Below are 8,754 nucleotides of genomic sequence, written 5' to 3' on the forward strand. Positions count from 1 at the left end.
AGTCTAGAAGTTGACTCCGGTGTTAATCTGGAACGCTCGCTCAGGCCAACTGATCGAATGGGAGGGCATTTCGTTACCGGTCATGTGGATGGTGTCGGAAAAATTGAACGAAAACAGCTACAGCAAAATGCAGTTTACTATGATATTAGCATACCAGAATCAATTAGAAATTATTTTATTGTAAAAGGTTCGGTTGCAGTAGATGGAGTGAGCTTAACTATTTTTGGTGTGGACATTGCGAAAAATTTAATTACGATCTCCCTCATTCCGCATACGACGGACGTTACAATCCTCGGTGAAAAAACGGTTGGTGATATTGTGAATATTGAATGTGATGTTCTGGGAAAACATGTACATGAATATTTAAAAAACACGATAAGGGTGTGAAAGCATGTTTCATAAAATAGAAGCGGCTATAGATGATTTAAAAGCGGGAAAACTCGTTATCGTAGTTGATGATGAGGATCGTGAAAATGAAGGGGACTTCGTTGGATTGGCGGACAAGGTAACTCCAGAGATGATTAATTTTATGATTACACATGGAAAAGGATTAGTATGTACTGCGATTACGAAGAAAAAGGCTGAAAAGCTTGACTTGTCTTTAATGGTCGATAAAAATACGGATCCGTATGGGACGGCATTTACGGTAAGTATTGATCATGAAACAACATCGACTGGTATAAGTGCATATGAAAGAGCGGTAACGATTAGAGCATTAACTGAAAAGAATGTAATAAGTAGTGAATTTAAGCGTCCTGGTCATGTTTTTCCATTAATAGCGAAGGAAAACGGCGTACTGGAACGTCCCGGTCATACGGAAGCGTCTGTTGATTTAGCGAAAATAAGTGGTGCTTCTCCAGTTGCTGTGATTTGTGAAATTATGAAAGAAGACGGCAGGATGGCTCGTGTGCCTGATTTAATTGAAATAGCGAATAAATTTCAGTTGAAACTAATTACAATTAAAGAATTGATTTCATACCGGAAACGAAATGAAAGCTTTATCGAAAGAGAAGTAGAAACAAATTTACCAACTGACTATGGAAATTTTAAACTGATCGGTTATTCCAATAAACTGGATAATAAAGAGCATATTGCACTTGTAAAGGGTGAGGTCTCTGAAGAAAGTTCAGTATTAGTTCGCATCCATTCGGAATGTTTAACTGGTGATGTTTTTCATTCAAAACGGTGTGATTGTGGCCCACAGTTAGATAAGGCGCTCAAAATGATTTCAGAACGAGGGAGCGGTGTAGTTATCTATATGCGTCAGGAAGGTAGAGGGATCGGATTATTAAATAAGTTACGAGCTTACCGATTGCAGGAAAATGGGTTAGATACTGTAGAAGCAAATGAGGCATTAGGTTTTCCAGCAGATTTAAGAGAGTATGAAATTAGTGCGCAAATTTTAAAAGATTTACAGATTTCCAGTATAGAGTTGCTTACGAATAATCCTGGAAAAATTGCGGCATTGGAAAAGAACAATATAATGATTGAAAAGCGTGTCCCAATGGAACCAAATTTATTGAAGGATAATGAAAACTATTTATATACGAAACAGGAAAAGTTAGGACATATGTTAACGTTAAAATGAAGGGGAATCAAGATGGGCAAAGTATATCATGGTAAATTGATAGGAACTGACCTAAAAATTGGAATTGTTGTCGGACGTTTTAATGATTTAATTACAAAAAACTTATTAGATGGTGTGATTGGGGCATTAAAAGGTTATGGAGTCAAAGAAGAAAATATCGATGTCGCTTGGGTGCCAGGTGCTTTTGAAATTCCGCTTATCGCACAAGAAATGACTGCACGAACGTATGACGCAGTAATTGCTTTGGGTGCAGTGATTCGAGGAGCTACGCCACACTTTGATTATGTTTGTAATGAAGCGGCTAAAGGTATTTCTCAGGCGAGCTTACAAAGTGGTAAACCAGTTATTTTTGGTGTAATAACAACAGATACGATTGAACAAGCAATTGAGCGAGCGGGAACTACAGGTGGAAATAAAGGAACTGAAGCAGCAGCGGCCGCAGTAGAGATGGCGAATTTGATGCAAGAATTCAAAAAATAATGAAATTGATTTTTTGACTCGGGGATAGATGGTTGATGTTAAAGTGGCTCACGAGTTATCCTACGTGACTACTCATGATCGATCGTCGCTTAAGGAGATGTAGAGTGGTTGGAAAAAATGCTTAGTCGCTCGTAAGGATGACTAGTGGCAGAAAATTATGCGTAGTCGCTCGTAAGGATGACTAGTGGCAGAAAATTATGCGTAGTCGCTCGTAAAGATGCACAGTGGCTGGAAAAAATGCTTAGTCGCTTGCAAAGATGCATAGTGGCTGAAAGTAATGCTTAGTCGCTCCAAAAGATGCTTAGTGGCTGAAAAAAATGCTTAGTCACTCCAAAAGATGCTTAGTGATTAGCCTTTTATGTATATCACAAATGATAATCGGATTTTTTGTTTCATTCCTTTAATTTTTTCCTAGTGTACGCTACTATTATGTTAGAGTACGTATGAAGGAGAGGATCCAGATTAAAGTAGACTTAAAGTTTTATTTATATCAAATTCTGGGTGTGTTAATTATATGGATAGGGATGACGATTTTTCTTGATGATTTGTTTGGAGTGGGCAGAATTATTTATTATGTTGTCACATCATGGCTCCTATTCCTAATTGTATTAACGGTCAAAAAGTTTATAAATGACCGAAAAGGGAAAGAAAATAATGTAGAATAAGTTTTATTGGTAAAAATCCGCACATGAATGGGATTGGACAAGTTTTTAATAGCTATATGTCCGTTAATATCCTTAGAATTGTGCGGGTTTTTTAATAAAAATTTAGACTTGACAGATAAGAAAGTATAAAACTTTCTTGACTCGCTCACTGGCTAAAAGCTCGGGCGTCCTGGGACTGGGACTGCGCTTACTCGTCCCGTCGAAGGGCATTTGCTCTTTCGTTCGTCCCACCGTAAAGATTTGTCTCAGGCGTAAGTCACTAGCACGTCAATCACTCGTAAATGCAACTCATACTCTCGCCAAGGCTTGCACTCACTTAGCATAAGTGCAACATCACCTCTGTCTTTCGCCAGGAAGGCCGACTAAGAACAGGCTCTCTGCCTAACCGTCGGCATACCCCTAGTAATAAGGGCATGTTTTCTTTAACGATAAGCCAAGTTTTCTAATGAATATCTCCTGTTTAATCTTGTCAATTAATGAAAGCGCTACTCTTAATTGTCATTTTTCATACATAGAACCGTACGAAAATTGTAACTAATACCCGACAACGTATGTGAAAAAAAGCGTATACTGAAGGTACAGTCATAATGGATAGGATTATATATATGAAAAAATAAGGGGAGATGAAATAAAAAATGGATCCGTTAATTATAGCCCGCCTTCAATTTGCCTCTACTACAATATTTCACTACTTTTTTGTTCCAGTATCAATCGGATTAGCGTTCACTATTGCGATAATGCAGACGTTGTACGTCATTAAAGGAAATGAAGTTTATAAAAAAATGACGAAATTTTGGGCGGTTTTGTTTTTAATCAATTTCGCTGTTGGTGTCGTAACTGGGATTTTACAAGAGTTCCAGTTTGGGATGAACTGGTCCACGTATTCACGATTTGTCGGGGATGTATTTGGCCCGTCCCTAGCAATTGAAGGATTACTCGCATTTTTTATGGAGTCAACTTTTATCGGCATTTGGGTATTTGGTTGGAATCGATTATCAAAAAAATTACATTTAGCATCAATTTGGCTCGTGTCGTTTGGAACAATCCTTTCAGCGTTTTGGATTTTGTCAGCAAACTCCTTTATGCAAAATCCTGTTGGGTACGAATTTGTGGATGGTCGTGCACAAATGAATAATTTTATTGCTATTTTAACGAACCCACATTTATGGGCTCAGTTTCCACATGTATTGTTTACATCATTAGCGACAGGGGCATTTCTTGTTGCAGGTATTAGTGCTTGGAAAATTTTACGCAAACACGATTTAGATATGTTTAGAAGATCGTTTAGAATTTCAATTACGATTGGTGCCGTTGCTTCATTCATCATTCTGTTTACAGGACATTGGCAAGCACAGTATCTAGTTCAATCACAGCCAATGAAAATGGCGGCAGCAGAGGCACTATGGGAAACAAGTGAAGACCCTGCGCCGTTTACCGTTTTTGCAAAAATTAACACGGAAGCAAAAGAAAATGATGTTGAAATACAAATACCATTTTTATTAAGTTTCCTATCATATAACCAGTTTAGCGGATCGTTAGAAGGGATAAATCAATTACAGGAAATGTATGTTGAAAAATATGGCCCCGGAAATTATATCCCACCGGTAAAAGCTCTCTTTTGGGTATTCCGTATAATGACGGGAGCTGGTGGTGTGATGTTACTACTCGGTTTCTTCGGTATGTATGCCACCCGTAGAGGGATGATGCCTAAAAATAATCTCTATTTAAAAATGATGCCATTTGCGATCATTTTACCATTTTTAGCGAATACGAGTGGATGGATTATGACAGAAATGGGCAGACAGCCATGGGTTGTATTTGGACTGATGAAAACGGAAGATGCGGTTTCTCCATCTGTAACTGCGAACGAAATGTTATTTTCACTTATTGCATTTAATTTGCTTTATGCAATTATGGGGACTGTGGCAGTATATTTATACGTTCGGCATATAAAGAAGAAAGATCATGAAGAGTTGGATACTCCTGTAACAAAAGATCCTTTTGATGATGAAGGAGGTGCGGAAGTTGTCTCTTAATGAATTTTGGTTTATATTAATAACTATTTTATTTATCGGCTTTTTCGTACTGGAAGGATTTGATTTTGGGGTCGGTATTATTTCCCGCTTTTTAGGAAAAAATGATAACGAAAAGCGTGTGTATATTAATACGATTGGTCCGTTTTGGGATGCAAATGAAGTATGGTTAATTACGGCTGGGGGAGCAATGTTTGCTGCATATCCCCACTGGTATGCAACGATGTTTAGTGGATTCTATATACCTTTAGTGTTCATGCTCCTCGCCCTCATAATCCGTGGTGTATCTTTTGAATTCCGTGGTAAAGTAGAAAACCTGAGATGGAAAAATACGTGGGACTGGGCAATGTTTATCGGTAGCTTATTACCACCGATTTTATGGGGAGTAGTTTTAGCTAACTTTATGACAGGTATGCCAATTAATCAAGAAAAAGAAATGATCGGTGGGTTCTTGCAGTTTTTACACCCGTTTGCTTTACTTGGAGGGCTCATGTTCCTCATGCTTACAATCACACATGGATTACAATTTATTACGATCCGAACAACTGGAAAATTACAAGAGCGGGCACGCAACCTTGGTAAAAAAGTTGCTCCTGTAACGATTATTCTTTTTTTAGCATTTATCGTTGTCGGTTATATTATTTCAGATGTGTTTACGTACCATGGACAAACGTTTATGGTGATTCCGATTTTAGCTTGGGTATCTCTACTATTTGCTAACTTGTATAATACGCAAAAAATGGACTTTAACGCTTTTGCATTAACAAGCATTACAATTATTTTACTAATTGGTAGTATTTTTCTAGGAATGTTCCCACGGGTTATGATCAGTTCAATTTCCGATGCCTATAGTCTTACCGTGTATAATGCTTCATCTGGTTCTTATACACTTAAAATAATGACGTATTTCTCAATTTTATTACTTCCATTTGTTTTAGGGTATCAAGCATGGAGCTATTATATTTTTAGAAAAAGAATAAAGAAAAATGATGAGTTGGAATATTAATGAAACAAAAACGAAAAAAAGGATTGCCTACCTATCCAGGTTCGGGACTAGTCCATAGTATATTAACATTACTCATTTTAGGAGAAGCCGTTGCTGTTATTGCCCAAGCGTATTATTTAGCTCGGGCAATTACCTTTTTATTTCAAGGAATACCAATCGTAGAGGTACTCGCTGATATTGGCTTCTTTTTTATTGCTTTCGTTATTCGCTACATTATTTCTCACATAGAAACAGCTGTAGCAGAACGTTTTGCTGCGACATCGGCAAAATTGCTTCGTGATGAACTAATGCACGTTTATTTTGAACGGAATATATCTTTTGTTCAAAAAATGGGAACAGGTCATTTAGTCACATTAGCTATGGAAGGCGTAGGTGATGTAAAAAAGTATGTGGAAATCATTGGGATTCGCATGATTAAAACAGTGATTATTCCAGTATTAATTGTTATTTATGTATATTTTTACGATCCAATTTCTTCGATTATTTTAGTCGTATCGGTTCCTATTGTTGTTATTTTTATGATTTTGCTCGGCATGGCGGCTGAAAAAATGGCAGATAAACAATATGAGACGTATACAAGATTGTCAAACCATTTTATCGATTCGTTAAAAGGATTAGAAACGTTAACTTACCTAGGAAAAAGTCGGGATCATGCTAAAAAGGTTTTTCGTGTAAGTTCGGAATACAGAAAAGCTACGATGAAGACGCTTCGTGTTGCTTTTTTATCTTCTTTTGCACTAGACTTTTTTACAAGTTTATCCATAGCTTTTGTCGCTGTAGGACTTGGATTTCGTTTAATTGAAGGTGAAATATTATTACTTCCAGCACTAACAATTTTAATTTTAGCACCGGAATATTTTTCACCAATTAAGCAAGTAGGTAAAGATTATCATGCAACATTAGACGGACAAATCGCTATGGCAGAGATTGACGAACTGATCGCAACGCAAAAAGGTGAGGAAATGAAAGAAACAACTAAACCAATTTTATGGAACGAAGACAGTAAAATCGAGTTTGATAAAGTTTCTGTAGAAATTGACGGAAAAAATTTACTGCAATCTATTTCGTTTCAAGCAAATCGTGGCTGGGTTGGGATTGTTGGAGCAAGCGGAGCGGGAAAATCAACTCTCATTAATTTGTTAGCAGGAAGAATTGAATCGGCTCGCGGTACAATAAAAATCAATAATGAAGTTGTCGCATCGTTAAATTATGCTGCGTGGTTTGAAAACATCGCCTATATTCCGCAACATCCATATATTTTTCCGTTGTCCTTGGCAGATAATATTCGTTTTTATCATCCGAATACTTCAGATTCAGAAGTAAAAACCATTATTGAGAAAATCGGACTACAAGATTTAGTTCTAGAACTGCCAAACGGTATATATGAAAAAATTGGCGAAGGTGGTCGGACACTTAGTGGTGGACAAGAACAACGGATTGCTATTGCACGAGCTTTATTGAGCGAAAAATCTATTATTTTATTAGATGAACCAACTGCACATTTAGACATTGAGACAGAGTATGAGATTAAACAGCTCATGCTTGAACTTTTTAATGACAAATTAGTTTTCTTAGCCACTCACCGTCTTCACTGGATGAAAGAGATGGACCAAATTATCATGCTTCAAGATGGACGTCAAGTAGAATATGGTTCCCATAAGGATTTACTAAAAAAACATGGTAAATATGCGCAATTTATTAACTGGAAGGAGGAGGGAAGCTGTGAGTGAATGGATTATACCTTATATAAAGAAACATAAAGGTCGCATGACACTTGCCGTTTTCTTTGCGATCCTAGGGGTAACCTCGGGAGCAATGCTGTTATTCGTCTCAGGTTATTTAATTTCAAAATCTTCCCTTCGACCAGAAAATATTATGCTCGTTTATGTACCGATCGTTTCGGTACGCGCATTTAGTATAGGGCAAGCAGTATTTCCATATCTTGATAAGTTAGTTAGTCATGATATTGTTTTACGAATTTTAGCAGACTATCGAAAAAGACTTTACAATTTGCTGGAGCCTCAAGCACTTTTTTTACAAAGTCGTTATCAAACGGGAGACATTTTAAGTGTACTGTCTGATGATATAGAAAAACTGCAAGATTTTTATATTCGAACATTACTTCCAAGTTTTGTTGGAGTAGTTATATATGGTATTTTTGCAATCGTTTTAGGCTTTTTTGATTGGATGTTTATGTTAATGATGATAGGATTACTTGGCGTTATCGTGTTTGTAATACCATTTATTTCGTATTTTATGATGAAGAAAAATCATATTTTGATAAAAGAAAAAAGAGGGGATTTATACCAGCATTTTACCGATGCCATGTTTGGACAACTTGATTGGCTTGTCAGTGGACGTGTTCAGGAAGTAATTAGCAAGGTTGCTAGTAAAAATAATATGCTGATTAACAAAGAGAATAAGCTAAATAATTGGCACCATATTCGGGATGCTTTTTTGCGATTTATTGCTGGCTTAGCAATTATTGCAATGATGGTTTGGGCAAATTTTCAAGCTGGAGAGGGAACTATTTCTGCAACAGTTATCGCTGCCTTTGTCTTAATGATGTTTTCGATTACGGATGCCCTGCTCCCATTGAGTAATGCAGTAGAAGAAATCCCGACATACATGGATTCATTAAGGAGAATGGAAAGATTACAAGAATCAAAAAATGAGGAAGCGGAGGTTATAGAAGCACCAAATGCTCCGTTTAACAAGCCAACGATTCAAATTAATAATCTTAGCTATCAATATGATACTGTAAGCAAACCTATTATTGACAACCTATCTTTAACGATTGAACCTGGAGAAAAGATAGCTATCCTAGGGAAAAGTGGAACAGGAAAATCAACATTGTTAAAAATGTTAGCTGGTTTAATTAAACCAAATGAAGGAAAAATTTATTTAGATGATATGGAGATGAATTCCAGCTATTTGGCAAATGCTGTATCGGTTTTGAATCAAAAACCTCATTTGTTTCAT

Annotated in this window: 8 protein-coding genes; all 8 read left to right on the forward strand. The window is 36.8% G+C overall.

The window, feature by feature from the left end; genetic code table 11:
* Nucleotides 1–387 (forward strand): riboflavin synthase family protein (locus ACPYKA_RS15235; protein WP_479543069.1); only part of this gene is annotated, 387 nt, incomplete at its 5' end.
* Nucleotides 388–391: 4 nt separating this feature from the next.
* Nucleotides 392–1,588, forward strand: a complete 1,197-nt coding sequence (locus tag ACPYKA_RS15240) for a bifunctional 3,4-dihydroxy-2-butanone-4-phosphate synthase/GTP cyclohydrolase II (protein ID WP_479543070.1) — start codon at nt 392–394, stop codon at nt 1,586–1,588.
* Between the two features lie 12 nt (nt 1,589–1,600).
* Entirely contained in the window at nt 1,601–2,068 is a 468-nt protein-coding gene (gene ribH, locus ACPYKA_RS15245) for a 6,7-dimethyl-8-ribityllumazine synthase (RefSeq protein WP_479543071.1), read from the forward strand.
* A gap of 443 nt (nt 2,069–2,511) precedes the next feature.
* Nucleotides 2,512–2,733 carry a hypothetical protein gene (locus ACPYKA_RS15250; RefSeq protein ID WP_479543072.1) on the forward strand — a complete coding sequence of 74 codons (222 nt, stop codon included), beginning with the start codon at nt 2,512–2,514 and terminating at the stop codon, nt 2,731–2,733.
* A 635-nt stretch (nt 2,734–3,368) separates the two neighbouring features.
* A complete protein-coding gene (locus ACPYKA_RS15255; protein ID WP_479543073.1) occupies nt 3,369–4,769 on the forward strand; it encodes a cytochrome ubiquinol oxidase subunit I in 1,401 nt (466 codons plus the stop codon).
* Nucleotides 4,741–5,772, forward strand: a complete 1,032-nt coding sequence (gene cydB, locus ACPYKA_RS15260; protein WP_479543076.1) for a cytochrome d ubiquinol oxidase subunit II — start codon at nt 4,741–4,743, stop codon at nt 5,770–5,772. The genes ACPYKA_RS15255 and cydB overlap by 29 nt, the downstream gene beginning before the upstream one ends.
* Complete coding sequence (gene cydD / locus ACPYKA_RS15265) at nt 5,772–7,502, forward strand: thiol reductant ABC exporter subunit CydD (RefSeq protein ID WP_479543074.1); 1,731 nt, start codon at nt 5,772–5,774, stop codon at nt 7,500–7,502. The genes cydB and cydD overlap by 1 nt, the downstream gene beginning before the upstream one ends.
* Nucleotides 7,495–8,754, forward strand: a 1,260-nt coding sequence (gene cydC / locus ACPYKA_RS15270; protein WP_479543075.1) for a thiol reductant ABC exporter subunit CydC, incomplete at its 3' end; no start/stop codon positions are given. The genes cydD and cydC, both read left to right, overlap by 8 nt.

Origin of the sequence: Pseudogracilibacillus amylolyticus (SeqCode) (assembly GCF_051918545.1) — a bacterium.
Classification (GTDB): Bacteria; Bacillota; Bacilli; order Bacillales; family Amphibacillaceae; genus Pseudogracilibacillus.

Coding starts and splice junctions, on each gene's coding strand:
- ACPYKA_RS15250 (WP_479543072.1), top strand. CDS start 2,512: ATGAAGGAGAGGATCCAGATTAAAGTAGACTTAAAGTTTTATTTATAT.
- cydB (WP_479543076.1), top strand. CDS start 4,741: ATGAAGGAGGTGCGGAAGTTGTCTCTTAATGAATTTTGGTTTATATTA.
- cydD (WP_479543074.1), top strand. CDS start 5,772: ATGAAACAAAAACGAAAAAAAGGATTGCCTACCTATCCAGGTTCGGGA.
- ribH (WP_479543071.1), top strand. CDS start 1,601: ATGGGCAAAGTATATCATGGTAAATTGATAGGAACTGACCTAAAAATT.
- ACPYKA_RS15255 (WP_479543073.1), top strand. CDS start 3,369: ATGGATCCGTTAATTATAGCCCGCCTTCAATTTGCCTCTACTACAATA.
- ACPYKA_RS15240 (WP_479543070.1), top strand. CDS start 392: ATGTTTCATAAAATAGAAGCGGCTATAGATGATTTAAAAGCGGGAAAA.